Annotated in this window: 22 protein-coding genes; 9 read left to right on the plus strand and 13 right to left on the minus strand. The window is 63.3% G+C overall.

The annotated features are described in order from the left end of the window. Positions 1 to 4: 4 nt before the first annotated feature. The 7 genes from SO156_RS26055 to SO156_RS26085 all read right to left on the minus strand — a co-directional run bounded on the left by SO156_RS26055 (position 5) and on the right by SO156_RS26085 (position 7,672). On the minus strand, positions 5 to 1,156 hold the full coding sequence (locus tag SO156_RS26055) for a Gfo/Idh/MocA family protein (protein ID WP_498536743.1): 1,152 nt from the start codon (positions 1,154 to 1,156) through the stop codon (positions 5 to 7). Then, complete coding sequence (locus SO156_RS26060; RefSeq protein ID WP_498536744.1) at positions 1,153 to 2,550, minus strand: hypothetical protein; 1,398 nt, start codon at positions 2,548 to 2,550, stop codon at positions 1,153 to 1,155. Before SO156_RS26060 ends, SO156_RS26055 begins: the two co-directional genes overlap by 4 nt. 219 nt (positions 2,551 to 2,769) lie before the next feature. After that, on the minus strand, positions 2,770 to 3,618 hold the full coding sequence (locus SO156_RS26065; RefSeq protein ID WP_498536745.1) for an ABC transporter ATP-binding protein: 849 nt from the start codon (positions 3,616 to 3,618) through the stop codon (positions 2,770 to 2,772). Next, entirely contained in the window at positions 3,618 to 4,607 is a 990-nt protein-coding gene (locus SO156_RS26070; RefSeq protein WP_498536746.1) for an ABC transporter substrate-binding protein, read from the minus strand. The genes SO156_RS26065 and SO156_RS26070 overlap by 1 nt, the downstream gene beginning before the upstream one ends. Before the next feature lie 55 nt (positions 4,608 to 4,662). Next, positions 4,663 to 5,472, minus strand: coding sequence for an ABC transporter permease (locus SO156_RS26075; protein ID WP_498536747.1), 810 nt, complete (start codon positions 5,470 to 5,472; stop codon positions 4,663 to 4,665). Between the two features lie 574 nt (positions 5,473 to 6,046). Continuing rightward, the gene (locus SO156_RS26080) at positions 6,047 to 6,706 is read right to left on the minus strand and encodes a TetR/AcrR family transcriptional regulator (RefSeq protein ID WP_498536748.1); all 660 of its coding nucleotides are present in this window, start codon (positions 6,704 to 6,706) and stop codon (positions 6,047 to 6,049) included. 117 nt (positions 6,707 to 6,823) lie between these two features. Next, positions 6,824 to 7,672, minus strand: coding sequence for a VOC family protein (locus SO156_RS26085; protein WP_498536749.1), 849 nt, complete (start codon positions 7,670 to 7,672; stop codon positions 6,824 to 6,826). Positions 7,673 to 7,882: 210 nt separating this feature from the next. Between SO156_RS26085 and SO156_RS26090 the strand changes: the two genes are divergently transcribed. Together SO156_RS26090 and rbsK are read left to right on the plus strand one after the other, a co-directional pair. Continuing rightward, positions 7,883 to 8,776, plus strand: a complete 894-nt coding sequence (locus SO156_RS26090; protein WP_458144407.1) for a sugar kinase — start codon at positions 7,883 to 7,885, stop codon at positions 8,774 to 8,776. 91 nt (positions 8,777 to 8,867) lie between these two features. Continuing rightward, entirely contained in the window at positions 8,868 to 9,785 is a 918-nt protein-coding gene (gene rbsK / locus SO156_RS26095; RefSeq protein WP_498536750.1) for a ribokinase, read from the plus strand. Here the strand turns inward: rbsK and SO156_RS26100 are convergent, their stop codons facing one another. Next, positions 9,786 to 11,006 (minus strand): NAD(P)/FAD-dependent oxidoreductase, encoded by a 1,221-nt coding sequence (locus SO156_RS26100; protein WP_498536751.1) that lies wholly within the window; start codon positions 11,004 to 11,006, stop codon positions 9,786 to 9,788. A gap of 236 nt (positions 11,007 to 11,242) precedes the next feature. On the opposite strand from SO156_RS26100, the gene SO156_RS26105 reads away from it, so the two are divergent. Both SO156_RS26105 and SO156_RS26110 read left to right on the plus strand, forming a co-directional pair. Then, positions 11,243 to 12,040 (plus strand): enoyl-CoA hydratase/isomerase family protein, encoded by a 798-nt coding sequence (locus tag SO156_RS26105; protein ID WP_498536752.1) that lies wholly within the window; start codon positions 11,243 to 11,245, stop codon positions 12,038 to 12,040. After that, positions 12,037 to 12,618 carry a histidine phosphatase family protein gene (locus SO156_RS26110; RefSeq protein ID WP_498536753.1) on the plus strand — a complete coding sequence of 194 codons (582 nt, stop codon included), beginning with the start codon at positions 12,037 to 12,039 and terminating at the stop codon, positions 12,616 to 12,618. The genes SO156_RS26105 and SO156_RS26110 overlap by 4 nt, the downstream gene beginning before the upstream one ends. On the opposite strand, the gene SO156_RS26115 is transcribed toward SO156_RS26110, so the two are convergent. The 4 genes from SO156_RS26115 to SO156_RS26130 all read right to left on the minus strand — a co-directional run bounded on the left by SO156_RS26115 (position 12,612) and on the right by SO156_RS26130 (position 17,467). Continuing rightward, complete coding sequence (locus SO156_RS26115) at positions 12,612 to 13,952, minus strand: TRAP transporter large permease (RefSeq protein WP_498536754.1); 1,341 nt, start codon at positions 13,950 to 13,952, stop codon at positions 12,612 to 12,614. The genes SO156_RS26110 and SO156_RS26115 overlap by 7 nt on opposite strands. Further along, positions 13,949 to 14,524, minus strand: coding sequence for a TRAP transporter small permease (locus SO156_RS26120; protein WP_498536755.1), 576 nt, complete (start codon positions 14,522 to 14,524; stop codon positions 13,949 to 13,951). The genes SO156_RS26115 and SO156_RS26120 overlap by 4 nt, the downstream gene beginning before the upstream one ends. Positions 14,525 to 14,692: 168 nt before the next feature. Continuing rightward, entirely contained in the window at positions 14,693 to 15,688 is a 996-nt protein-coding gene (locus SO156_RS26125) for a TRAP transporter substrate-binding protein (RefSeq protein ID WP_498536756.1), read from the minus strand. 60 nt (positions 15,689 to 15,748) lie between these two features. Continuing rightward, a complete protein-coding gene (locus SO156_RS26130; RefSeq protein ID WP_498536757.1) occupies positions 15,749 to 17,467 on the minus strand; it encodes an IlvD/Edd family dehydratase in 1,719 nt (572 codons plus the stop codon). Between the two features lie 183 nt (positions 17,468 to 17,650). Here SO156_RS26130 and SO156_RS26135 point away from each other — a divergent pair, with 183 nt between their 5' ends. Together SO156_RS26135 and SO156_RS26140 are read left to right on the plus strand one after the other, a co-directional pair. Beyond that, positions 17,651 to 18,352, plus strand: a complete 702-nt coding sequence (locus tag SO156_RS26135; protein WP_458144416.1) for a GntR family transcriptional regulator — start codon at positions 17,651 to 17,653, stop codon at positions 18,350 to 18,352. Between the two features lie 200 nt (positions 18,353 to 18,552). Next, complete coding sequence (locus tag SO156_RS26140; RefSeq protein ID WP_498536758.1) at positions 18,553 to 19,824, plus strand: MFS transporter; 1,272 nt, start codon at positions 18,553 to 18,555, stop codon at positions 19,822 to 19,824. Positions 19,825 to 19,941: 117 nt separating this feature from the next. On the opposite strand, the gene SO156_RS26145 is transcribed toward SO156_RS26140, so the two are convergent. Next, on the minus strand, positions 19,942 to 20,766 hold the full coding sequence (locus tag SO156_RS26145; protein ID WP_458144418.1) for an NAD-dependent epimerase/dehydratase family protein: 825 nt from the start codon (positions 20,764 to 20,766) through the stop codon (positions 19,942 to 19,944). A 91-nt stretch (positions 20,767 to 20,857) separates the two neighbouring features. On the opposite strand from SO156_RS26145, the gene SO156_RS26150 reads away from it, so the two are divergent. The 3 genes from SO156_RS26150 to SO156_RS26160 all read left to right on the plus strand — a co-directional run bounded on the left by SO156_RS26150 (position 20,858) and on the right by SO156_RS26160 (position 23,460). Beyond that, positions 20,858 to 21,838: an SMP-30/gluconolactonase/LRE family protein gene (locus SO156_RS26150; protein WP_498536759.1), complete on the plus strand. Its 981-nt coding sequence runs from the start codon at positions 20,858 to 20,860 to the stop codon at positions 21,836 to 21,838. Positions 21,839 to 21,884: 46 nt separating this feature from the next. Beyond that, positions 21,885 to 22,040, plus strand: coding sequence for a hypothetical protein (locus tag SO156_RS26155; protein WP_498536760.1), 156 nt, complete (start codon positions 21,885 to 21,887; stop codon positions 22,038 to 22,040). Between the two features lie 301 nt (positions 22,041 to 22,341). Then, the gene (locus SO156_RS26160) at positions 22,342 to 23,460 is read left to right on the plus strand and encodes a DUF937 domain-containing protein (RefSeq protein ID WP_498536761.1); all 1,119 of its coding nucleotides are present in this window, start codon (positions 22,342 to 22,344) and stop codon (positions 23,458 to 23,460) included. The last annotated feature ends 46 nt before the right edge of the window (positions 23,461 to 23,506 follow it).

Below are 23,506 nucleotides of genomic sequence, written 5' to 3' on the forward strand. Positions count from 1 at the left end.
CTCCTCAGAGTTTGATCGGCGCGACGTCGATCCAGCGCCGCTCCTTCCAGCTCTTCAGCGCACATTCGGCGAGCTGTACGCCCTTGGCGCCTTCGAGCAGCGTGAACTTGTACGGCGCATCCTCGCAGACGTGCCGGATGTACATCTCCCACTGCTCCTTGAAGCCGTTGTCGTAGGAGACGTTGTCCGGCAGCTTCTGCCAGTCGCCGTAGAAATCGTGCAGGCGTTTCTCGTCGGGATTCCACACCGGCCGGGGCGCCGCCTGCCGCGCCTGGATCACGCAGTCGGAGAGGCCCGCCACCGCAGAGCCAAGCGTGCCGTCGACCTGGAAGGTGACGAGGTCATCGCGATAGACGCGCGTCACCCAGGACATGTTGATATGGGCGATGATGCCGCCCTTGAGCTGGAAGGTGGCGTAAGCTGAATCATCGGCCGTCGCCTTGTACTTCTGCCCCTGCTCGTCATAGCGCTCGGGAATGTCGGTATTGCCGATGCAGACCACGCTCTCGACGTCACCAAAGAGATTGTCGAGCACGTAACGCCAGTGGCAGACCATGTCCAGGATGATACCGCCACCATCCTCATTGCGATAGTTCCAGGATGGCCGCTGGGCCTCCTGCCAGCCGCCTTCGAACACCCAATAGCCGAACTCGCCGCGCACCGAGAGGATGCGGCCGAAGAATCCGGAATCGCGCAGGAACGCGAGCTTCTTCAATCCTGGCAGGAACAGCTTGTCCTGCACCGTGCCGTGCTTGACGCCTTTCGCGTTGGCGAGCCGCACCACTTCGACGGCTTCCTCGAAGCTGGTCGCAATCGGCTTCTCGCAATAGACGTGCTTGCCGGCGTTGATGGCGCGAGTCAGCAGGTTCGGCCTCGCCTGCGTGGTCGCGGCGTCGAAGAACACGCTGTCGTTCTTGTCGGCGAGCGCCGCATCGAGATCAGTGGTCCAGCGCGTGATGTTGAACTGTTTTGCCAGCCGCTCGACCTTGTCGGCGCTGCGGCCGACCAGGATCGGGTCGGGCATCACGCGATCGCCGTTCTTCAGCCTGACGCCGCCCTGGTCGCGGATTGCGACGATCGACCGGATCAGATGCTGGTTGAGCCCCATGCGGCCGGTGACGCCGTTCATGATGAGGCCGAGGCGTTGCGTGGTCATGCCAATTGCTCCTGAAGTGATCCTGGCTCTTTGAGCGGTGCCAGCGCCGACCAGTCCGGATGGACCGACGTCGCAAAGCCCGGTGTGACGAGCGATCCCGTGCGAAGATCGCCGTCGTGAATGGAAAGGCGGATGCCCTGGCCAGCGTCGGCATAGAGATCGGGATGCGCGGCAGCGAACGCTCTTGCCTCGGCCGAGGGCGCATCGCCGAAGCCGTCGACATAGTGATGGCCGTTGCGCTCGGCATGGGTGATGCCGATGAACGCGCCGAGCGCGAGATCCTGCTGCAGTGCCAGGCCTGCCTGGCAGGTCAGATCCTCGCTGGTGACGAAGAACCTCTCCCGGCCCGCGCTCCACTTCGCCGCACGCGTCGCGTTGATGATCGACTTGTAGAGGCCCTTGCAGGATTTCGACGAAATACCGTGATAGCCCAGCGCCCGCGCCGCGGGGAACGCATCGTAGGCATCATCGGCCTCGTCGATGATGAAGCTGCGTGCCGCGAGCGAGCCGAGCGGCGCCTGCCGGGTGATATCGCGGGGCATCGGCTGCTCGATGTAGAGCAGTCGTGCCGCGATCGGCCGCAGCGCTGCGTCGCGGTCGAGCCGATCAATCAGCACGCGCAGCGTGGCGGGATCGGCGTATTGTTCGTTGGCGTCGAGCGAAACCATGTAGTCATGCCCGAGCGTCCGAAGCTCGGCGCAGATGCGCGCCAGCCGCTTCGCATCATCTTGCGGATCACCGGAAAGCTTGAGCTTGAAATGGCGCGCCCCGCCGTTTTCCTGCGCATCGGCGACGCCGCCCTTCCCTTCGATGGCGTCGTCGAGACCAACCGTATGCCTGACCGCGACCCGCGCCAGCGGCTTACGGTCACCCAGGAATTTTGCGATGTCGGCGCGGACCAGATCGGGCGCAAGCCGGGCATCGACACCGGCGACGTTCTCGGTCATGCCATCGAAGAAACTTGTCCCGACCGCTCGCAGCAGCGCATCGAGAACGGCCTTGTCGATCTCGGCCGGGCCGTAGGCAGCCGCAAGCGCTGGGATATCGCTTTTCGCGCAGGCGGCAACATGCGCACCGATACAGGCGGCGTGCAGGCCGAATGCGGTATGGAACCCCGATTGCGCCAGATAGAGCCCTCGCGCGATCCCAAGCGAACGCCGGAGGTCATCGACGGTCTGTGCCGGCGAGCGATCCGGCCGCTTGTCGAACCATTTCGGCACCAGCAGCTCGGCGCTGGCGCCGACCGCAACGCCTCTGCCCTCGACCTCGATCTCGGCTCGGACGAAGAGCTGGGGCGTTGCGTTGATCGTAATCGCGCCAAAGCGGAACGACCTCGCAAAACGCACGGGACGTTCGAAGAATGCGATGTCTCGCAGCTTCAGGCGCGGGGGCATGGTGTTACAACGAAGCGAAGTGAACTTGAGGCGAGCGGTATAGCCGCGGGCGACGCGCCTCTCCCGCTTGCGGGAGAGGTCGGCGCGTAGCGCCGGGTGAGGGTTCTTTCCTCTTGGGGATTGTCCCATCGTGGAGACACCCTCTCCCCAACCCTCCCCCGCAGGCGGGGGAAGGAGCGCACCGTCTTCTTGGTAGCGGCCGAAACCAATCGCATTGCCTTAATCCAGTGCCCCCTGCGTGAAGAAATGCTTGCGGATCCGCTGCACGAGCTCAGTGAAGATCGGATCTGCCATGACGTCGAGTGAGCGCGGGCGCGGCAGCGGCACCTCGTAGATCGCCGCGATGGCGCCGGGCCGCTCGGTCATGACCAGGACGCGATCGGCGAGGAACACGGCCTCCGGAATCGAATGCGTAATCAGCAGCACCGTCTTGCCGGTTTCGCGCTGGATCCGCATCAGCTCGACATTCATGCGCTCGCGCGTCAGCGCATCGAGCGCGCCGAACGGCTCGTCCATCAGCATGATCTTGGGATCGTGCACCAGCGCGCGGCAGATCGAGGCGCGCTGCTGCATGCCGCCGGAGAGCTGCCAGGGCAGCTTCTTCTCGAAACCTTCGAGGCCGACCAGCTTCAAGAGCTGCTTGGCGCGGGCAAGATACTTGTCCCGCGGCAGACGCTGCATGTCGATCGGCAGCATCACGTTGGAGAGGATGTTGCGCCAAGGGAGGAGCAGCGCGTTCTGGAAGACGATACCGACATTGCCGTGCGGCCTCGTTACCGTTTCGCCGTCGACCAGGATCTCGCCGCTCGACGGCGGCAAGAGCCCGGAGATCAGCTTGAGCAGCGTGGATTTGCCGCAGCCGGACGGGCCGACCACGACGAAGAATTCGCCCTCATTGATATGGAAATCGAGCGGTTTGAGCGACGGCACGTCGCCGTCGCGCGATTTGTAGGTTTTGGACACGCCGGACAGCGTAATACCCGACGTGTCGCTGTCGGCCCGGTCGCTCACCAGCCAGAGACGGGCGGCCGGCTGCACGGCGTTGCTTGGTCTGGCCGCCGATTTCATCAGTCGCCCTTCGGCAGGTAATCGTTGGTGTAGAACGCCTTTGGGTTCGCCTTGGCCTTGGCGTCGAGACCGCCATATTCGACCATCAGGTTGACCGTATCGGTCATGTTCTGGTCCGTGACCTCGAATGGGCGCTTGTTCTTCGTCTCCGGCGTGCGGTAGAGCGGAATGGTCAGCTCGAAGCCCTGCGTCAGCGTATCGATCTTGCCGCCCTTCGGATTGGCGTCGAGGATCGACTGTGCGGCCGCCTTCGGGTCCTTCTCGGCTGCTTCCACTGCCTTGGTCGTCGCCGACATGAAGCGGCGGACGAGATCGGCATTGGCCTTCACGTAGTCCGCGTTGGCGATGATGCCCGAGGAGACCATGTTGATGCCGTAGTCGGCAAACTTGATCGGATAGACATCCTTGCCGGTCGCATCCTTGATCTTCATCGACTGGTCCATGACGTAGCCGAGAAGGAGATCGGCCTGGCCGTTGATGACGGCGTTGAGCTTGGTCTGGCCGTCACCGGCAACGGTCTGGAAGTCGCTTTCCTTCAGGCCCGTCTTCTTCAGGAACAGCGGCCAGATCTGCGTCATCGAGTCCGCGGGCGTGATCGCCACCGTCTTGCCCTTGATGTCCTCAGGCTTCCTGATGTTCTTGTCGACGAAACCCATTGCCGACATCGGGCTGGTCTGGAGCAGCACGCCGGTTGCGATCACGGGCGCGCCCTTGATCGCGGCACGCATCATGGTGGGGACGTCGACATAGCCAAAGTCGGCGGTCTTGGCCGCAACGGCCTGTGTCGTTGCAGCCGAGCCGCGGCCTTCCTGGATCTCGAGGTCGATGCCTTCGGCGGCATAGATGCCTTTGGCCTTACCGTAATAGAACGGCGCGTGCTCGCCATAGACGTACCAGTTGAGCATCAGCACGACCTTGTCAGCGGCCTGCGCCGGCGCGACGCCGAGCGCCATCAGCGCCACCGAGACAGCTCCTATCAACCGCTTCATCGCTACTCCTCCCATTTCCTTTTTTGGCTTCGGCCGTTGCTGGCCGTTGGTTGGCTCATGAGGCGAAAATGACGTCCTCGCGCTGGCTGACATGCCAGGGAATGACGAGGCGCTCGATCCGGTCGACGATCCAGAACAGCACCACGCCGAGCAGCGCCAGAATCACCAGCGCCGCGAACATCGTCGGCAGGTCGAACGTTCCGATCGAGCGCTGCATGACGTAGCCGATGCCGGAATTGGAACCGACGAACTCGCCGACCACCGCGCCGACCACCGCGAGCGTCACCGAGACTTTCAGGCCGGAGAAGATTGCCGGCAGCGCATGCGGCAGGTTCACCGCGCGGAACACCTGGAAGCGGCTGCCCTGCATGGCGCGGGCGAGATCGACCATATCGGGATCGACCGACTTGAAGCCTTGCACGGCAGAAACCACCACGGGGAAGAAGCCGAGCAGGAATGCCGAAATCACTTTTGGAATGATGCCGAAGCCGAACCAGACCACGAACAGCGGCGCGATCGCGATCTTCGGCACGGACTGCGAGAACACCAAAAGCGGATAGACGTAGCTCTCCACCGTCTTCGAGCCCGCGATCAGCATCGCCACGGGGATGCCGAACAGCGCGGACAGCAGGAAACCGCAGACCGTCGCATAGGTGGTCGGCCAGCACTGCCGCAACAGTTCCGGCCAGTCGGTGCGCAGCACCGCGACGACGTCGGCCGGCGCCGGGATCTGGTAGGCGGGAATCTTGAACAGCCGGATCGCGAGATCCCAGGCAATGACAATGAAGACCAGGAACAGGAACGGCCGCACCCAGGCCGCGTTCAGCAACTTCGAAAGCGCGCTTTGCGGTTTGGCCTCCGCCACATCTCACTCCCGGTCTTCTTTTTCGTTCTTGGGAGAAATTAACTCGTTGGATAAATACTGTCCAGCGCTTTCCTCTGCGGCGTTTTGTGGCTGTTCCCGCTTCTTTGTTTAGGTCGCGGTACAGTCGCGCCGCACTTTCAGTTGTCATTCCCCGCGAAAGCGGGGAATCCAGTACGCCGCAGCTTCTCTGTATCCTCGCACTGCCTCTGGAATACTGGATCGCCCGCATTCGCGGGCGATGACGGCTGGGGTTATGGAAGCGGTACCCAGGATGGGTCGAACGGTATGTCGGTGATGGCCTCGCGCCGCTGATTTGCCCGCCATGTCAAAAGCTTCGCGGAATGCGCGAGGCATTGGGCCGGCGGCTGCCGGCTACTTTGCATGGGGTTGTTTTCGAGGTTTTGGTTTGCTGTCGCGTCGGGTGCTGCGAGGGAAACGGACCGGCTGGCTCTCGTAGCCCGGATGAAGCGAAGCGAAATCCGGGGTTGGCGCCCGCTGGATGATGTCCCGGATTACGCTGCGCTCCATCCGGGCTACGGAAGATGTTTTTTTGTCGGCCGCGAAACAGCGCCAGCTAGACCGGTTGATGCTGCCGGATGCGCGGCTTCGCCGCCTTGACCATGTCGAACAATTCCGCCGAGCGCCCAGTCAGCGCCGCCAGCACGAGACCGACCATATGCGCAAGCCGCTCCTCCTTGGCGTCTTTCGCCAGCAGGTCGCGGCCGAAGATCACGCTCAGCGTCGCGCTGTTGGAGAGATAGAAGAAGGTGAGCGCCGCAATCGAAATGTAGAGCTGCACCGGATCGACCGCGACCCGGAAGTCACCGCTCTCGACGCCGCGGCGGACCACGGTACGGATCATCTCGACGAAGGGCGAGTGCATCGACTTGACCTTGGTCGAGCGCTTCAGATGTTTTGCGCGCGCGAGGTTCTCGGTCTGGAGCAGTGACAGGAACTCGGGATTCTGGAGAAAGTAATTCCAGGTGAACTCGATCAGCCGCTTGATGGCCTCGGGCGGATCGAGATGCTCGAGATCGAGCCCCCGCTCCTCGTTGCGTATCTTCTCATAGGCGCCCTCGAGCACGGCGAGATAAAGTTCGTCCTTCTTGCCGACGTGGTAGTACAGCATGCGCTTGTTGGCGCCGGCTTTGGCCGCGATGCGGTCGACGCGGGCACCCGCAAGGCCATGGGCCGAAAACTCCTGCTTGGCGGCTTCAAGGATGCGAAGCCGCATCCCTTCCGGGTCGCGCTGCCATTTGAGAGTTCGTTTTGCCTTCGCCAAACCGGTTGCCCGCCAATGCTTGTCCCGATTGCATGTATCACGCGCGAGAAGGTTTGAGAATGCGAGCGATCACGCTGCCGGCTTCGGTGCTCGCTCGAGGAGGATCGTCTGGATGCCGCAGGTGCCTGAGCGCACCGTCATCACCCGCGTGCCCGGCTTCCGGCCGTTGCGCACCTCGCTGACGTCGACGCCCGCGGCGATCAGGCGGGCGCGGGTCGCTTCGATGTCGGCGACGCGCCAGCTCAGGCCCCAGAGCCGGTCGTGGGTCAGGTCGCCGCCCGCGACCGGCCGGCGCACCACCTCGACGATGAGATCGCCGCAGCGGAAGAACATCAGCTGGCCCCAGTCGTGATGCGAGCGGTCGAGCGCCAGGTCGAGTCCGAGCCGGGCGCCATAGAGCGCCGCGGCACGCTCGGAATCCTCGGTCGCGACCACGACGTGGTCGAGCCCTTCGATCGGGCCGACGTCGGTCACACCAGAGATCGGGCGCTGCTCGGCGAGCTCGAGAAAGAACATGCGCACGCCGCGCGTGAGTTCGGTGGGTGTGCGGGTGCGCTTCCAGTGCAGCACCGCGCCGCTCCCGTGGTCGCGGCTCTCGACCTCCGCGACCGCCTCCGGCTTCAGCGCCACCCGGTCGAGCCGCCGGTACATCTTGCCAATGTCTGCGACGCGGAAGCACAGGCTTGCGAGCATGCCCTCACGGTCATCCAGCAACGCGCGCATCCGATCGGCGGTGACGCCGAAACCGCTCGGCGCCATCAATTCCAGCGTCATGTTGTCGAGGGTGAACAGCACGCGGTCGGTGCCGTCTGCGGAGTTCTGCCAGGCCGGTGCCCGTGCCAGCAGGGTCTGATAGGCAGCCCTGGCGGCGGCGATATCGCTGACCAGGGCGACCACGTGATCGAGGCCGGTGATCATGTTCCCCCCTATTTGATCGACCCGGAACACGGGTCGAAATTCGGCATTTGTCCGGGCTTGGCATTGCCCGGTGATGGTCGTATTCCGGGCCTATGCTCACCTCAAGCGCTGAGGGCGGTGCCTTTGCGAATAAATTCCGCGTTCCATCCGCGGAAGCGGTGCTAATGTAATGCCGCCGGCCGGGACCACCCAGCGCATCACGGACAACCAATGCAGGCTCTCTTTATCGGACAGACCTATATCGACGTCACCTTCATTACCGACCACATGCCGACCGGCGACGAGAAGCACGTGGCGGACGCCTACGCGGTCTCCTTCGGCGGCAATGCGGTGACGGCGGCTTTCTGCTGCGCCAAGCTGGGAATCGTGCCCGACCTGATCGCGACCGTCGCGAACGACTGGCTTGGCCGCATGTTCCAGGACATGTGCGCCAAATACGCGATCTCGCTGCACAACCGGAAGGTCAACCAGTCCTCGCTGTCCTTCATCATGCCCAAGGACGGCAAGCGGGCGATCGTCCGCTGTCGCGACGATCACCACATCCATCCCTTCCCGATCCTCAATCTCGGCAGCTGCCGCGCGCTGCATATCGATGGCCACCAACCGGATGCTGCGATCCACTACGCCAAGGTGTGCCGTGAGGCCGGCATTTTGACCTCGCTCGACGGCGGCGGCCTGCGCACCAACACGCATGAGCTCCTGGAATTCATCGATGTTGCGATCGTCGCGGAGCGACTGTGCGAGCAGATGGATCTGACGCCGGACAAGATGCTCGATTATCTCAAGAGCCGCGGCTGCAAGATCGGCGGCGTCACCATGGGTGAGAAAGGCCTGCTCTGGTACAACGAGACCGGAGCGGTCGACATCATGCCCGCGATGCCGATCCCGCGCGAGCGCGTGATCGACACCAACGGCGCCGGCGACGTGTTCCACGGCGCCTACATCTATTCCTACCTCGCCCACCCCGGCAAAACCTGGCGCGAGCATTTCGACTTCGCCCGCGCCGCCTCGACCCACAAGATACAGCGCCTCGGCAATGAGGCCGGACTGCCGACCCTTGTCGACATCGCCAAAGTCAGGCAGGAATTCGAGGTCAGGGTCTAGTTTTTTTGTTCGAGCATGATCTTTTCGGAAAGCCGCTGCACAGTTCGCTAACGCGGCCCTGCGAGTCCGGATCATGCTCTAGGGGGTTCAGATGGGGCGCGTTTTCGTCGCCGGCAGCATCAACATGGATGTGGTGGCGACCGCCGATCGCCATCCGAGGGTCGGCGAGACCGTCGCCGGCAAAGAGGTGCTTTACTTCCCCGGAGGCAAGGGTGCCAACCAGGCGGTCGCAGCCTCAAGGCTCGGCGCGCGGACCACACTGATCGGCCGGCTCGGCAAGGACTCCTTCGGTACGGAGCTGAAGGCGTTCCTCGAAGGTCAAGGCATCGATCTCGGCTATGTCCAGGAGACGGCGGGGGCCCATACCGGCACCGCCATCATCACCGTCGCTGAGGCCGACAATACCATCGTCGTCATTCCCGGTACCAACGCACTGGTCAGCGCCGAGGACGTCGGTGTCGCGCCGCTGGTGAAGGGCGATGTCGCGGTCAGCCAGTTCGAGATTCCGCCACCCACGATTGCCGCCTTTTTCCGGCGCGCCCGTGCGGCGCAGGCGAGGACGATGCTCAACCCGGCACCGGCACAGAAATTCGGCCGCGACCTGCTCGAGCTGGTCGACGTCCTCGTGCTGAACGAGACCGAGCTTGGCCTGCTCGCCGACGTGGCGTTGTCCGACAGCGATGACGTCGCGCGGATCCTAGATGCGGCGCGGCGGCTTCAAGCGAGCTCGGATCAGACCATCTGCATCACGCTCGGCAAGCGTGGTGTCGTCGCGCTCGCCGGCAGCGAAGAGCTGATCGTACGGGGCCGCGCAGTGAAGGCGGTCGACACAACCGGCGCCGGCGATTGCTTCGTCGGCGCGCTTGCCGCGCAGCTTGCAGGCGGCGCAGTCCTGCGCGACGCGCTTGCCTTTGCCAATGCCGCCGCCTCGATCTCCGTGCAGCGCATGGGCGCCGGCCCCTCGATGCCGACGGCGGAAGAAGTTTCCGCCGTCCTCAACGGACCCTGATCAAGCCAGCGCGCTCTTCAGATCGAAGCTTTCGTCCGCGGCCTTCTCGGGCGCGAGCGAGCGGTCCATGCCGAGCAGGCGGCGGCCGAACATATGATCGCCGGCGCGGTTGATGGATTCGATGCCGAGCAGCTTGTCGCCCTTGTAGCAGAAAGCCGAGAACGCCTTCTTCGTGGGATCGCCACGCAGCACGACGCGGCCGTACCCCGTGGTCAGCCCCGCAATCTGCAGCTTGTCGTCGCCCTGGTCGCTCCAGAACCAGGGCTGGCCATCATAGACCTTCCTGTCGCCTGTCAGCCGCGCCGCCACGCAGCGTGCGTGGTCGGTTGCGTTCTGCACCGACTCCAGCCGCAGCGAGCCGCCGAAGCGTGGGCTGGCGAACAGCGCACAATCGCCGACCGCCGAGATGTTCGGATCAGACGTGGAAAGATATTCATCGACGATAATGCCGGAAGCGACCGGCAGCCCCGCCTCCGCCGCAAGCTCGATATTCGGCAGCACGCCGACGCCGACCACGACGAGATCCGCCGGCAGATGACGGCCGTCGCTCAAGGAGACGCCGGTGACCTTGCCGCCCTCGGCTTCGATGCTGGTCGCCTGCACGCCGAGATGAATGCGGATGCCGGCTTCGCGATGGCGCTCCTGGAAATACTCCGAGACCTCCGCCGTCACCGCGCGCGCCATCACGCGCGGCGCGAGCTCGAGCACGTCGACCTCGAGGCCCTTGATCCGGGCGGTCGACGCGAATTCGAGTCCAATGAAGCCCGCGCCGATCACCACGACCCGTGTCTTCGACGGGATGATCTTTCGCAGCGCCCCGCTCTCATCGAGGATGCGCAGGTATTTGACGTCGGGCAGGTTGGCGTTGGGCAGATCGAGCAGCCGGTTGCGCGCGCCCGTCGCCAGCACGAGGTGGCCGTAATCGAGCGTGTCGCCGGAGGCGAGATGAACCTTGCGCCCGGCGCGGTCGATCGAGGTCGCGCGGCCTGCAATCAACTCGATCTTCTGATCCTGGTAAAACTTCTCCGGCCGGAACATCAGGCTTTCAGGGCCAGCCGAGCCCTTGATATAGGCCTTTGACAGAGGCGGCCGCTGATAGGGTAGATGTGCCTCGTCATTGATCAGGCAGACGCGACCGGCAAAGCCGGACTGACGCAGCGACGCGGCGACCTGGTAGCCACCATGGCCCGCGCCGACGATAATCACCGAACCGACCGTCATCGGAACAGCCCAACTTTCTGGACACGAGCGTTACCCATGTCGTCTCCTCTCTCTCACTGATTTTGGCTTGCTGGCCTTGTCGGTCGAGGAGCCGGCGCTCGTGTCCGTCCCTAAACGATGGCACCGCCATTTGACCCTATCGTTCCCGGTAACGCAAGTGCGACTGGCGGCAGGGATTGTCTCCCCTCGCCTTCTGCGATTTAGTTGCGGCAAATACCTCTTGCCGAGGATTTGCCATGTCCGCATCCACCGCCTCTCGTCCCGACGAAGCCGCCCTGCTGCGCATCGACGGCCGCGTCGCCACCATCACGCTCAACCGCCCCGCCGCATTCAACTCAATCAATCTCGCGATCGCGCAGAGGCTCGAGGAGCTCGCTGCCGAGATCGAGGCCTCCGACGCGATCAGGGTCGTCGTCATCGAGGGCGAAGGCCGCGCCTTTTGCGCCGGCGGCGATCTGCAGACCATCGGCGCTGCGGCCGAAGCCAACACGGTGACGCCGGTCGTGGGCGAGCTCCTCAAGCATTATCACGCCTTCATCGAGACCCTCAGGCGCATGCCAAAACTGTCGCTCTCGAGCGTCCACGGCTCGGCCGCCGGCGCCGGCATGGGGCTCGCCTTCGTCACCGACCTCTGCATCGCCGCGGAAGATGCCAAGTTCACGCCGGCCTATGCCAAGATCGGCGTGTCGCCAGACGGCGGCAGCACGGTCGGGATCGTCGGAACCGTCGGGACAAGGCGCGCCCTGCAGATTTTCCTCGCAGAGGACAGCTTTACCGCGCAGCAGGCACAAGAATGGGGACTCGTCGCCAAGGTCGTTCCCGCGGCCGAGCTCAAGGCCGCCACACGGCAGCTTGCAGAGCGCCTCGCGCAAAATCCGCCAGCAGCGATCGCGGGAACAAAGTCGCTGGTCTATCAGGCCGCGACGACGCCGGTGAGGCAGCAGCTCGATGCGGAGGAGCACAAGATCATCATGGCCATGCATACGGAGGATTTCCGCGTGGCCGTGAAGAAATTCACGAGCAAGTCGAAATGAACGTGCTCACGCCACCACGCTCGTTCTACGGCCTCCGTCATGGCGCGACCGACTGGAACCGCGAGGGTCGTTTCCAGGGACGGACCGACAATCCGCTGAACACGGATGGCATCACACAGGCTCATGCAGCGGCAGAAGTGCTGCGTGGCGCCGGCATCGGCCGCATCGTCACAAGCCCTTTGGTGCGTGCTGCGAAAACGGCCGAGATCATCGCGGCCGCGATCTCGGCGCCGCTGACGATCGACGACGGCATCATCGAGTGCGATTTCGGCAGCTTCGAGGGACTATCCGTACGCGCGGCCATGGAGAAGCACGGCGTCAGATCGGCAGAAGGCCTCATCTCCATTCTACCGGCCGATGGCGAAGCCTGGGACGTCGTCACCGAACGGTCGCTGGTTTGCGTGTCGGCGTGGCTGAAGCGGGACCCCGACGAGCATATCCTGTTCGTCTGCCATGATGCGGTGATGCAGGCGCTCGCGCGATCGCTGTGCGGCAGCTTTTTTCAGAACCGCCACGGCACGCCGTTTCGCTACGTGCCCTCACAGGAGGGATGGCGCGTCGAGGAACTTCGCTACTGAGGGCAGATATACCCCGTGCCCGCCGGAGATTTGAAGCAACCGACCGACTCGGGAAGCACGTGTCGCGGCAGCCACAGCACCACGCTCGGAAAGTAGATTGCAAAGGCAATCGTGGCGAAGAACACGACGTAGATCGACAAAGCGGCGCGCAGCGCCTTGGCAAAGCTGATACCGACGAATTTCGATGCCATCAGCAGCACGAGGCCATAGGGCGGTGTGATCAGGCCGAAGGCGAGCGTTGCGATCAGCACCACGCCCATATGCACGCCGTTGATGTCGCCCGCCTCCGTCAGAGCGTTGACCAGCGGCATGAAGATGATGATGGTCGGCACCGGCTCGATGAAGTCGCCGACCACGGTGAACAGCAGCACCATCAAGAGCATGATCAGGTGCGGATCGTTGCCGGCGATGGAGGTGATCCATTCCGCGATATAGTTCGCGCCCCGCAAATAAGCGAGCATCCAGCCGAACGCGTTCGCCGCGCCGATCGTGATCAGCGGCAGCGAGAAGATCAGCCCGGCGAGGCAGAAGTCGTACGGAATCTTCTTGAAGTGGCCCCGGTTCAATGCGGGGATCACGACCAGGATGATCCAGGCCACGGCGACGACGCCGGCTTCCGTCGGCGTGAACCAGCCGGTCAAGATGCCGCCGAGCAGGATCACCGGGATCATCAGCGGCAAGGCCGCATCGCCTGCGGCGAACACCACTTGCCGCAGCGGCGCGCGCGGCTTGCGCAGGCCCGAGGGGCCGAAGAAATAGCAGTAGATCATCAGGCCGAAGCCGATCATCAGGCCGGGCACCACGCCCGCCATGAACAGGCCGGCGATCGAGACGTTGCCGACGGCGCCATAGACCACCGCCGTGATGCTCGGCGGCACCAGCGCCGCAATCGTCGAGGCCGACGCAATGATCGCAGCGATGAATGCCGGCTCGTAGCCTTCGCGCTTCATGGGGCCGCCCAGCGCGCGGCTCATCACGGCGACGTCGGCCGTTGTCGAGCCTGACATTTCCGAAAAGAACATACTGAAAACGACGACGACCTGTGACAGACCACCCCTGATATGTCCGACCAGCGATACCGACAAATTCGCGATTCTTACCACCACGTTCGCCGAGCTCATGAGCTCGCCAACCAGCAGGAAGAACGGGATCGCCAGCAGCGCTTCGGAATCGACGCCGTCAAAGATCTTCTGGATGATGGCGGCGAGCGAGACGTCGGACAGGATCGCGCCGATGAAAACGCCGGCCATCAGCGAGAACGGCACGGGCACGCCGAGATAGCCGAAGAACAGGAAGCAGAACGACATCAACGCCAGAACGACGGGTGCGCTCACGGCTGCACCCTCGTCTCGCCAGTCGCGGGAGGCGCGGCATCTTCGTCTAGCGGCTCGGGATGATCAAAACCGTTGCGCAGGCCGTTGACGAGTTGCTCGATGGTGAACAGGCCGATCAGGACGCCTGACACCGGGATGATGGCATACAGGGAGGCGATCGGTGTGCCCGACGGCAGGCGAAAACTGCCGAAGCCGCGGAGAAAGTTGAGATAGCCGTACCAGATCAGGCAGGCGGCGACGCCGAGCACGACGATGCGAATGACGACCTCGACGATCAGCCGCGGCGTTCCGTGCATCGCCTCGGAGATCGCCGTGAGATAGAGATGATCGTTGCGCCGCGTCGCGGCTGCCGTGCCGATGAATATCGCGTAGATGAACAGCGTCGAGGTGACCTCCTGGAGCCACAGCCAGGGATGACCGATGGTGCGGGTGACGATGTCGGCGGTCACCGACAGCGAGAAGCCGAAGCACAGCACGCCGCAAAGCATCATCAGCGCAAGCTCGAGCCAGTCGAGGCTGCGCCACTTCAGGTGACGCTGGCGCTGAACGAGCAGTTTGTCGGCTATGGCCATCGTTGTTCCCGGCTGTAGCTTGGCTACACCTCTCCCGCTTGCGGGAGAGGTCGGCGCGGAGCGCCGGGTGAGGGCTCTCTCCTCATTGGGAATCTCTCCATGGAGACACCCTCTCCCCGACCCTCTCCCGCAAGCGGGAGAGGGAGCGCACCGGCTTCCGGCATCACGTTAGTTGATCGACCGGATCAAATCCTTGATCTTCTCGGCGTGCGGGCCGAGCTCCTTGGCGAGCTTGTCGAGATAGGGATCGGCGATCGCCGTAAAGCTCTTCTTGTCGACATTGTCGACGATCTTGACGCCCAACTTCTTCAGCTTCGCGGCCGCGCTGCGCTCGAGATCGAACGCCTTTTGCGGCTCCTTCGAGCTGATCTCGTTCGCCGCGGTCTGCACCCACTGCTTTTGCTCGGCCGACAGGCTCTGCCAGAGCTTGTCGGAGACGAATACCAGCGCGTTGTTGGCCTCGTGCTCGGTGATGTTGAGCACCGGCGCGACCTCGTAGTGCTTGTTGACGAGATAGACGTTGATGCTGTTCTCGGCGACGTCGACCACGCCGGTCTGCAGCGAGGTGTAGACGCTGCCGAACGGCATGTGCACGGTCTGAGCGCCGTAGGCCGGGAACATGGTGTCCTCCGTCGCAGTCGCCTGCACGCGGACCTTCAGCCCCTTGATGTCGCCAACGTTGTGAATCTCCCTCTTGCTGTACATGTGACGCACGCCCTGCGAGCCCGTCGCGATCACGTGCAGGCCCTGCGTGGTCTCGTCGATCATGGTCCTCAGCGCCTCGAACACGCGGGGATCGGCGAGGCCCTTGATAACGTGGTTTTCGTCGCGGAACAGGAAGTGCAGCGACATCACGCCGGCCTGCGGCGAGATCGTCGCGGTGTTTGCCGACGAGATGATCGCAAATTCGACGTCGCCCGCCTTCACGAGCTGGAGCACCTGCGGCTCCTGGCCCAGCTGCGCGCCGGGATATTGATCGATGATCATGGTGCCCTTGCTCAATTCCTTGAGCTTGTCGGCAAAGAGATCGCCGGCGATCGAATAGCCGGTGTTGCGCGGCTGGTCATAGGCGAAGCGATAATGCTTCACCTCTTGTGCCGATGCGCTAGTTGCGAACAGGATCGCGGCCGTTGCCGCCAGCCCAAGCATGGATCGTGCAATCATCGTCTCCCCCTGTTTTATCGTTCGCCGCTTTTGCGGCTGAAGAGTTTTGCGGGTGGTCGCTCACCCCTTCTCGGTCTTTGGTCCAGTCCTCTGCATGAAATCGAAGTCGCAGCCCTCGTCGGCCTGCAAAATGGTTTCGTTGAACAACCAGGCATAGCCGCGCCTGGCGTCGCCGGACGTCGCCGGAAGCTTAAAGGCGATGCGGCGGCGCGCCAACTCCGCGTCATCAACCAGAAGCTCGATGCTGCGCTTGGCAACGTCCAGCCGGATCATGTCGCCGTTCTTCACCAGCGCCAACGGACCGCCGACGGCGGATTCCGGCGTGATGTGGAGCACGATTGTGCCGAAGGCCGTACCGCTCATGCGCGCGTCCGAGATGCGCACCATGTCCTTGGTACCACCACGCGCCAGCTTCTTCGGGATCGGCAAGTAGCCGGCCTCGGGCATGCCGGGCGCTCCCTTCGGCCCGGCATTGCGCAGCACCAGCACGTCATCGGCGGTCACGTCGAGATCGGGATCGTCGACCCGCAGGGTCATGTCCTCGACCGATTCGAACACCACGGCACGCCCGGTGTGCTGCAACAGCTTGGGGCTCGCAGCAGATTGCTTGATGACCGCGCCACGCGGCGCGAGATTGCCGTGCAGGACGGCAAGCCCGCCCTCGGGCTTGATCGGATTGTCGCGCGGGCGGATGGCATCTTGTCCGGGCACGTCTTCCGCATGGGCAACGATATCGCGGAGCGTTTGTCCGGATATCGTCTTGGCGTCGAGATCGATGAGATCGCCGAGCTGCGCCAGGAGTTGCGGCACGCCGCCCGCGTGGTGGAAATGCTCCATATAATGCTCGCCGGAGGGTTTTAGGTCGACCAGCACCGGCACCTCGCGGCCGAGCTTGTCGAAGGCATCGAGATCGAGCCGGTGCGGCGAGCGGTGCGCCATCGCGGTGAGATGAATCAGGCCGTTGGTCGAGCCGCCGATCGCTTGCAGCACGACCTGCGCATTCCTGAACGAGGCCGGCGTCAGCAGTTCGCTCGGCTTCGGCCCCTTGGTCTTGGCCATCCCGGCGGCGACCTTGCCGCTCGCTTCAGCCAGACGGAAGCGCTCGGCGTGCGGCGCCGGGATCGTCGCGCTCATCGGCAGCGAAAGGCCAAGCGCCTCGATCATGCAGGCCATGGTCGAGGCCGTGCCCATCACCATGCAGGTGCCGACCGATGGCGCGAGCCGGCCGTTGACCGCCTCGATCTCGACGTCATCGATATCGCCCGCGCGATATTTCGCCCACAGCCGCCGGCAGTCCGTGCAGGCGCCCAGCACCTCACCCTTGTGATGGCCGACGACCATCGGACCCACGGGGATGACCACGGTCGGCAGGTCAGCGCTGATCGCGGCCATCACCTGCGCGGGCAGCGTCTTGTCGCAGCCGCCAATCACGATCACTGCGTCCATCGGCTGGGCGCGGATCATCTCCTCGGTATCCATCGCCATAAGATTGCGCAGGTACATCGAGGTCGGATGCGCAAAGCTCTCGGCGATCGAGATGGTCGGGAACACGAATGGCATCGCGCCCGACAGCATCACGCCGCGCTTCGCCGCCTCGATGATCTGCGGCACATTGCCATGACAGGGATTGTAATCGCTGTAGGTGTTGGTGATGCCGACGATCGGGCGCTCGAGTGCGTCGTCCGAATAGCCCATGGCCTTGATGAAGGCCTTGCGCAGGAACAGCGAGAAGCCGGCATCGCCATAGCTCGTCAGCCCTTTGCGCAAGCCACTCGTCATGATGCCACTCCGTTCGCCTCGCCATTGTCGTACAGGCTAGCTCCTGATTGTCAATAACAGAGGCCGCCATTAGACCTTTTTCCAACCCCAGCACCGCCCGGCGCGGCAAATTATTGACAATCCACTCCCTCCCTGCTCCACAGGAGCGACCGAACCAGGGGCCCGGCCCAGGAGGCCAAGGGGATGACGGAGATTTTGAGTGCAAGCCCGGCGGCGCTTCGGCGCGAGGACCCGGACGACGTGGTCGCGCGGCTGGAGGAGGACATCATTTTCGGCCGCTTCGCGCCGGCCGCGCGCCTGACCGAGGATGCGCTGATGTCGCGCTACGGCACCTCGCGGCATTTCGTTCGCCAGGCGCTCGTGGAGGCCGAGCGGCGCGGCATCGTGCGGCGCGAGAAGAACATCGGCGCCACCGTTCGCTTCTATTCGGCCGACGAGGTCCGGCAGATCTATGAAGTGCGGGAGATGCTGACGCGGCAGGCCGCGCTGATGATCCCCCTGCCCGCGCCGCAAAGCCTGATCGACGAGCTGGCCGAGTTGCAGCGGCGCTATTGCGCCAAGGCGGACATGCAGGACCTGCGCGGCATCCACGAAGCCAACGATGCCTTCCACGTCGCGCTGTTCGCGGCCTGCGGCAATCCCTACCTCGTGCGCTCGCTCCAGGACTACATGAACCTGACCTTGCCGATGCGCGCAAAGAATCTCGCCGACCGCGACGGGCTGGCGCTGTCACGGCGCCAGCACGAATTGATGATCGAGCTGTTGAAGGGCCGCGACAGCTGGGCCCTGGCCCAGCTCTGCGTCGATCACATGCAGTTCAGCAAGTCGGATTATCTCGCCCGCATCGCGGACGAGGAAGCTGAACGCGAAGCTGCGCACTCTTAAATAAGCTGGATATCAGTGCCCGGCATGCATGGAACGTGGGATAGAACCTACCGCAGCTTGCCCCGACGACACCGCTCCGAGACAGGCTTCAAAACTGTTTGTCAAGCCATCGAAATTACGCAGAGCCAGAAATAGATAGGGACGGGCGTCCGGCGGCACATCGCACATGCTGATCCTTTTCCCTCCCGAATGAAAATGTCATGACCGAACAAACCCTGACAGAGCCGATCGATGAGCGGCGAGAGGTGTCCCTCGGCTTTTCGCGCTACCAGTCAATTCTCGTCGCGCTGCTGGCGCTTGTCCAATTCACCATCATCATCGATTTCATGATCATGTCGCCACTCGGCGCCATCATCATGCCGGCGCTCGATATTTCGGCCGCGCAGTTCGGGGTGGCCGTCTCCGCCTACGCATTCAGCGCGGGAATTTCCGGCATCCTGGCGGCCGGCTTTGCCGATCAGTTCGATCGCAAGCGGCTGCTGTTGTTTTTTTATCTCGGGTTTACCCTGGGGACCGCGCTTTGCGCGATCGCTCCCAACTATCATGTGCTGCTGCTTGGGCGGATCGTTACCGGGTTGTTCGGCGGCGTGATCGGCTCCGTTGTGCTCGCCATCGTGACCGATCTCTTTGCACTGCAATTGCGGGGCCGCGTCATGGGCTTCGTGCAAACCGCCTTCGCTGCAAGCCAGGTGCTGGGCATTCCAGCCGGTCTTTTTCTCTCCAACCATTGGAGCTGGCACGTCGCGTTCGGCGCATTGGTCGGCGTGTCGATCGCCGGGATGGCCGCCGTGCTGTTATTGATGAAACCGGTGAACGGCCATCTCTTGCTGAAGCAGGATAAAAACCCGTTCCGGCATCTGATCGCAACGGTCGCGCAGCCGCGCTACTGGATGGCATTCGCGGTGACGACGCTGCTCGCGACCGGCGGCTACATGCTGATGCCGTTCGGGAGCGCCTACACCGTACACAATCTCGGCATCGATATCGTTCATTTGCCGACGATCTATCTCGTCTCCGGTCTGTTTAGCATCTTGATCGGACCGCTGGTCGGACGCGCGAGCGATGCTTTTGGCAAGTTTCCCACCTTTGCCTTCGGCAGCGCCATGTCCATCGTCATGGTGCTCATCTACACGCATCTCGGCCAGGTGAGTTTGACGGTCGCGATCCTGGTCAACGTCCTGATGTTCGTTGGAATCTTTTCACGCATGATCCCGTCGCAAGCGTTGATTTCCGCGATCCCCGAGCCGGCACAACGCGGCTCCTTCAGCGCGATCGGCGCCTCCCTGCAACAGCTCTCCGGCGGTCTCGGCTCCGTGCTCGCCGCCGCACTCATCGCACAAGATGCCGATGGTTCGCTCCGGCATTTCGACCGGCTAGGATACGTCGTTGTTACAACGGCGGTGATTTCCCTGATCGTGATGTATCTTGTGCAGAGGCCAATCGCGGCCCGGGCTGGCAAGCACGTTGTCTAAGGCGTCGGTTCCGACGCCCTGACACGCTACGGCGATCTGCCCCTGCCCGCGCCCGAGGGCGAGAGCGGACAGGGCGTGCTGTCGCGCGCGGGCTGATCGGATTCTGCGAATGGACGCCTAGCGCTTGGTCCAATCGATGATGCGGCTCTTGTCGGCATCGAACTCGAGGCTGCAGAACGCGCCGCCCTGATAGTAGTCGCCGACTGGATCGGGCTTCAGCTTGGCCTGCTCGGCCATGGCGTGCTGCCAAAAGTCTTCTGCGCGGCCGGTGGGACGGTAGCCGAAGTCGTAGGCACGATGGTTGTCCCACCAGGCGCGCTCGTTGAGCGAGGCGCCGTAGAAGATCTCGAAATGGATGTCGGGATGCTCGAGGCCAATGCGGCAGAGCTGCACGAGATCCTCGGGCTTCAGCCAGATCGCGAGCCGGCGCTGGTCGAGCGGCTTCTCGCCGAAATTGCCGATGCGGAGGCAGGTGACCTTCAGGCCATGCTTGTCGGCATAGAGCGCGCCGACCGCCTCGCCGAACACCTTGCTGACGCCGTAGCGGCCGTCGGGACGCGGGGTGACGTCGGCGCCGATCTTGTGGTGGCGCGGATAGAAGCCGACGGCGTGGTTCGAGGACGCGAAGACCACGCGCTTGACGTTCTTCTTGCGCGCCGCCTCGAACAGATTGTAGCCGCCGATGATATTGGCCTGGAGAATGTCGTCCCAGGAACCCTCGACCGAGTAGCCGCCGAAATGCAGAATGCCGTCGACGCCCTCGCAGATCGCTTCGCATTGCGCGAGATCAGACAGGTCCGCCGCCTTGAATTTCTCGTCGGCGCCGAGATCGGCAGGCGGCTTGATGTCGGAGAGCAGGAGATCCGGATAGATCGGCGGCAGCAATTTGCGCATCGCGCTGCCGATTCCGCCCGAAGCTCCCGTCATCAAAATACGCGGCATTTCTTCCCTCGTTGGTAGCGACCAGTTTGCGGTCGTGGGGCTCTAATGATAGCAGACTTGGCCTGAGGGGACGCAACAACGAGAACTGCACATGTCCGATGCATCGTCACATTCCCAAGAATCCTCGAAAGGATGGCGGCCGGCGACCTATTACCCCGATCCGGCGATAAGTGCACTAGACCCAAGGTTTGAGAAATACTGGCTGAAGCTCTCGGCTGTGGAACGCCTCACCACCGGCCTGCGCTGGGCCGAGGGCCCGGTGTGGTTCGGCGACGGGCGATACCTCCTGTGCAGCGACATCCCCAACCAGCGCATCATCAAATGGGAAGAGGAAACCGGCACGGTTTCCATTTTCCGAAAACCCTCCAACTTCGCCAACGGCAACACCAGGGATCGCCAGGGCCGGCTGATCACCTGCGAGCATGGTGGCCGCCGCGTGGTGCGAACCGAATATGACGGCGCGATCAAGGTGCTGATGGACTCGTTCGGCGGCAAGCGGCTGAACTCGCCGAACGACGTCGTCGTGAAGTCCGACGGCTCGATCTGGTTCACCGATCCCGTGTTCGGGCTGCTCGGCAACTACGAGGGCTACAAGGCGGAGTCGGAGATCGACCCGAACGTCTACCGGCTTGATCCGGCGTCCGGCAAGGCGACCATCGTGGCCGAGGGCGTGCTCGGCCCGAACGGGCTGTGCTTCTCGCCGGACGAAAAGATTCTCTACGTGGTGGAATCGCGCGGGCAACCGAACCGCAAGATCCTGGCCTATGACGTCTCGCCCGACGGCACGACCATCTCCAACAAGCGCGTCTTCATCGATGCCGGGCCAGGCACCCCGGACGGCATGCGCTGCGACATTGACGGCAATCTCTGGTGCGGCTGGGGCATGGGCGATCCCGAACTCGACGGCGTCGTCGTGTTCGCGCCCGACGGTGTCATGATCGGCCGCATCGCGCTGCCCGAGCGCTGCGCCAATCTCTGCTTCGGCGGGCTGAAGCGCAACCGCCTGTTCATGGCGGCGAGCCAGTCGATCTACGCGTTGTATGTGAACACGCAGGGCGCGCTGGGGGGATAGCGGAAGCGCCTGCCCTACATCGCCCCCCAAAGGAGTGGGCCAACGATTGAAGTCATATCAAATCGGCGGCGCCTGGCCCGACCAGATCAATGGCGCCAGTTCCACCAGACTGCCAATCAGAAACAAGCAACCAATCGCGATGCAACGCCCGCAACAGATGGAACGCACCGAACTCGCTCGCCTGGAAAATGAAGCCAGCTGACCTTTCGTGTTGAACGGAACTTCCTTCGCAATTCAGCGTTAGATGGTGCTTTGTCAGAATTCAACTGGGGTGCGGTTCCCATGTTCTGAGTGGGGCGGCAGTTGGAGGATTTCGCCGGACATTCCGTCGATAGGGAGGAACCCGCCGGCTAATTTCCAACACCAAACCATCAGCTCGAAGTTTCCCAAGAAATTTCCCAAGACAAGGCGTTACGAGATCGTGCGACGGCCGTCGTCCCACCCGCAGATCAGGAGCTACCCCAACAAAGCAACATTGCAACAATCAATGCGGAGAGAACGCCATGGCCGCCAATCTCACGTCCGTTGTGATGCAATTCCTGACTCCTGAAGTTCTGTCGCAAATCGCTTCATTCCTTGGAATCGATCGAACCACAGCCGAGAAGGCAACAGCCGGAGCTGTCCCGTCACTGCTAGCCGGGCTGGCAGACCTTGTCGGAACTCCTGCTGGAAGCAATCAATTATCGAAGCTGCTGTCCCAACAGCAAGCCGGCTCTCTTGCAGATATTTTGCGCAGCGCGGGTCCTGAGCGACTGGCTGAAACCGGCGCGGGCATGCTGTCCGGATTGTTCGGCGCCGGAACCATGGGGACCATGGCCCAGGCCGTTGGAAAGTTTGCCGGCGTGGGCGATGGCGGCGGAACGTCGCTGCTCAGCATCCTCGGCCCGATCGTGCTGGGCGCGCTGGGGCAGCACCAGCGCGAAACTGGTCTCGATGCAAACGGTTTGGCATCGCTGCTGCGCTCGCAGAAGGGGCAGATTTCCGCGGCCATCCCGGCAGGCCTTGCCAGCCAGCTCAGCGCTGCGGGTCTCATCGACCAGGCAGGGGCCGGGGTACGCAGCGGGATGACCGCCGCCTCCGCCGCGGGAAGTAGAGTCGCGAGCGCAACCGAACGGGCGAGTTCCGCTTACGCGACAGCCACCAATACCACTCAATGGCCCTATTGGCTCGCCGCCCTGGTCGTCCTGGGTGGTCTTGCATGGTACGCATTCGACCGTCCTGGCCAGCAGACGGTCGCTGAGCAGACCACTCCCGCGCGGCCTGCCACCACCGTGGGCATGGCACCTCCGAACTTGACTGTCGACGGTGTGAACTTGGCCAGCCAGGTCAACACGACGATCGACTCCCTGAAGTCGGCGCTTCCGAGCATCACCGATGCCACCGGGGCGCAGGCGGCTCTGCCAAAAATCAACGCGGCAATATCGCAGCTCGACGACGTCGGCACACGCGCGGCGAAGCTCACGCCCGAAGGACGAACTGCGCTCGCCAAACTAATCGCCGCCGCGATGCCGGCCATCAACCAGATGTGCGACAAGGTCATGGCGGCTCCCGGCGTCGGGCCGATCGCGAAACCGGCGATCGACGATCTCAGAGCAAAGCTCGATTCGCTGGCCCGAGTTTGAAATTTCCGAGCGCGGCGACCCTGACTGTCGCCGCGCTCATCGGTTT

Source organism: Bradyrhizobium sp. UFLA05-125 (genome assembly GCF_059803515.1).

What these genes read in the sequence shown, in the direction of transcription:
- SO156_RS26055 (WP_498536743.1), bottom strand. Translation starts at nt 1,156, where the DNA reads ATGACCACGCAACGCCTCGGCCTCATCATGAACGGCGTCACCGGCCGC.
- SO156_RS26060 (WP_498536744.1), bottom strand. Translation starts at nt 2,550, where the DNA reads ATGCCCCCGCGCCTGAAGCTGCGAGACATCGCATTCTTCGAACGTCCC.
- SO156_RS26065 (WP_498536745.1), bottom strand. Translation starts at nt 3,618, where the DNA reads ATGAAATCGGCGGCCAGACCAAGCAACGCCGTGCAGCCGGCCGCCCGT.
- SO156_RS26070 (WP_498536746.1), bottom strand. Translation starts at nt 4,607, where the DNA reads ATGAAGCGGTTGATAGGAGCTGTCTCGGTGGCGCTGATGGCGCTCGGC.
- SO156_RS26080 (WP_498536748.1), bottom strand. Translation starts at nt 6,706, where the DNA reads ATGCGGCTTCGCATCCTTGAAGCCGCCAAGCAGGAGTTTTCGGCCCAT.
- SO156_RS26085 (WP_498536749.1), bottom strand. Translation starts at nt 7,672, where the DNA reads ATGATCACCGGCCTCGATCACGTGGTCGCCCTGGTCAGCGATATCGCC.
- SO156_RS26090 (WP_458144407.1), top strand. Translation starts at nt 7,883, where the DNA reads ATGCAGGCTCTCTTTATCGGACAGACCTATATCGACGTCACCTTCATT.
- rbsK (WP_498536750.1), top strand. Translation starts at nt 8,868, where the DNA reads ATGGGGCGCGTTTTCGTCGCCGGCAGCATCAACATGGATGTGGTGGCG.
- SO156_RS26100 (WP_498536751.1), bottom strand. Translation starts at nt 11,006, where the DNA reads ATGACGGTCGGTTCGGTGATTATCGTCGGCGCGGGCCATGGTGGCTAC.
- SO156_RS26105 (WP_498536752.1), top strand. Translation starts at nt 11,243, where the DNA reads ATGTCCGCATCCACCGCCTCTCGTCCCGACGAAGCCGCCCTGCTGCGC.
- SO156_RS26110 (WP_498536753.1), top strand. Translation starts at nt 12,037, where the DNA reads ATGAACGTGCTCACGCCACCACGCTCGTTCTACGGCCTCCGTCATGGC.
- SO156_RS26120 (WP_498536755.1), bottom strand. Translation starts at nt 14,524, where the DNA reads ATGGCCATAGCCGACAAACTGCTCGTTCAGCGCCAGCGTCACCTGAAG.
- SO156_RS26125 (WP_498536756.1), bottom strand. Translation starts at nt 15,688, where the DNA reads ATGATTGCACGATCCATGCTTGGGCTGGCGGCAACGGCCGCGATCCTG.
- SO156_RS26130 (WP_498536757.1), bottom strand. Translation starts at nt 17,467, where the DNA reads ATGACGAGTGGCTTGCGCAAAGGGCTGACGAGCTATGGCGATGCCGGC.
- SO156_RS26135 (WP_458144416.1), top strand. Translation starts at nt 17,651, where the DNA reads ATGACGGAGATTTTGAGTGCAAGCCCGGCGGCGCTTCGGCGCGAGGAC.
- SO156_RS26140 (WP_498536758.1), top strand. Translation starts at nt 18,553, where the DNA reads ATGACCGAACAAACCCTGACAGAGCCGATCGATGAGCGGCGAGAGGTG.
- SO156_RS26145 (WP_458144418.1), bottom strand. Translation starts at nt 20,766, where the DNA reads ATGCCGCGTATTTTGATGACGGGAGCTTCGGGCGGAATCGGCAGCGCG.
- SO156_RS26150 (WP_498536759.1), top strand. Translation starts at nt 20,858, where the DNA reads ATGTCCGATGCATCGTCACATTCCCAAGAATCCTCGAAAGGATGGCGG.
- SO156_RS26160 (WP_498536761.1), top strand. Translation starts at nt 22,342, where the DNA reads ATGGCCGCCAATCTCACGTCCGTTGTGATGCAATTCCTGACTCCTGAA.